Raw genomic sequence first — 1,863 nt, forward strand, 5'->3', positions numbered from 1 at the left:
AACCTGTCCTAAATGCTTTGTAGGTTGCTGGGTGTCATATGATGCCTTAGTGGAGGCTTGAGCCGTATGCAGTGAAAGTTGCACGTACGGTTCTTAGAGGGGCGGCACTTGGTAACAGGTGTCGCCTACTCGACAACAGGACGTTTTTGATGAAACTATTCTCTATTATTAATCACTATCATTTTTACTATAATGAGTCCTTACAGTTTATTTATAATAAACAAGGAATATAAGAATGGCATAGCTATTACTACTCTTGTAAGGGGTTCGAGGTCCAACGGTACGAAAAAATATCAGGGACAAGTACCGCTAGGGTCGCTTGTAGCCTATTTTTTGCGTGCATTATGGCTAATGCCTACAACGGGGGGGGGGGGATGTTAAATCCAACGTTCTAAATGTTTTAATTCTAGTCAGAGAACCTTAATCCACTTTCATTTTTGTCAGTGTGAAACGGACATGGGCGCCTGACTCATCCATTAACAGCATTTTAACGACTATGTCTTCATTAAAATATTTGGCACAGCCTTTTAATAGACCTAAACAAACATGTCCCATGCAACGAGGCGAAAAATAATCCATAATCAGTTTATTTGACGATACAAAAACAATAACAATTGTTGGCACCTTCGCCTTAGGGTACAGCTTTTTCGCTTCACCATGAATATAGGTTTCCAAGTAAATAACAAAATCAATGGTACTATCTATATCTATATCCTCAATTTTAATCGGTAAACTGGTTAGAAAAGGAAGAAACACTTCCCGCCCCATTAGCTCAAGTAAATCCTCTACAGATATTCGCGTTAATTCGCTTAACGCATTCACAAGCTTTAAGAGTCTATGGTGAGAATAATTACGGTTTTTAATAAACTTTGCATTGTCCTTGGCTTTTTTAGTCATAGTATGACAAATATCGTTGCCAAAATTTATATTAACAATATTGATGAATTCGATAAAAATAATACCCGTCATGTGTGCCTCTGTTACCTTTATTTCATAATCAAAAGAAAAAGAAGTGTATGAGCAAGTATTAACGCCTAATGAGTGAATATCAATGAATGGCACAAAAGAGGGGCTAGGTACAGGGGCAGATCGTGAACGTTATTTGAGCAATTCCAAGGAAATATTGACCGGAACAAGTGCTTGTGATCTTATACTCCTTTTAAAGGTGTGAGATTATGTATATCGAATCATGCAAACAGCATTTTAGCGCGATTGATGACCCTCGCCAAAGTGCAAAAGTCAGCTATCCATTGTTCGATATACTGCTCGGTTCTCTGTACGCAGTGATTGCAGGTTCGAACGGTTGGTTCGAGATCCGAGAATACATTCTTGGTCATCATCATTGGTTTAAAACGCAAAAAATGTTTACCAATGGCATCCCTGCTGACGATACCATTGCTCGAACCTTTTCAGTGATTGATCCTGAGAGTTTTAACGCCTGTTTTATAGCATGGATGCAATAGGTTCATCCGCTAACGAACGGGGAAGTGATTGCGATTGATGGGAAAACACTACACGGCTCCTATAATCGTAATGACCGAAACAGCACTATTCATATGATAAGTGCCAATGCCTCAGCAAATAATCGGGTACTTGGGCAATTAAAAACAGACCAGAAAAGTAATGAAATCACGGCAATTCCAGCGCTTTTGAAAATGCTAGCGCTACGCGGAGCACTAGTGACAATCGATGCGATGGGCTGTCAAACTAATATTGCTAAAACGATTATCGACAAAGGGGGTGATTACCTACTGGCTGTAAAAAACAATCAAGGCAACTTAGCTAAAGCAGTCAATCAAGCTTTTAGTCCGCATCGCTCAACAGCCCTAAATAAAGATAATTTACAGATAGAAACGGGGCATG

At 39.5% G+C, this 1,863-nt stretch carries 1 protein-coding gene and 1 pseudogene; one reads left to right on the forward strand and one right to left on the reverse strand.

Features of this window, described 5'->3' with window-relative positions; genetic code table 11:
- Nucleotides 1-420: 420 nt before the first annotated feature.
- Nucleotides 421-969 (reverse strand): heme NO-binding domain-containing protein, encoded by a 549-nt coding sequence (locus L2764_RS26975; RefSeq protein ID WP_248943412.1) that lies wholly within the window; start codon nucleotides 967-969, stop codon nucleotides 421-423.
- Between the two features lie 206 nt (nucleotides 970-1,175).
- Here L2764_RS26975 and L2764_RS26980 point away from each other — a divergent pair.
- Nucleotides 1,176-1,863: pseudogene (locus L2764_RS26980) on the forward strand (ISAs1 family transposase); the annotation flags it as partial.

This window comes from Shewanella surugensis, from assembly GCF_023284005.1.
GTDB classification, from domain to species: Bacteria; Pseudomonadota; Gammaproteobacteria; order Enterobacterales; family Shewanellaceae; genus Shewanella; species Shewanella surugensis.

Excerpts from the sequence above, each read along its gene's own strand:
- L2764_RS26975 (WP_248943412.1), bottom strand. The coding sequence starts at position 969 with ATGACGGGTATTATTTTTATCGAATTCATCAATATTGTTAATATAAAT.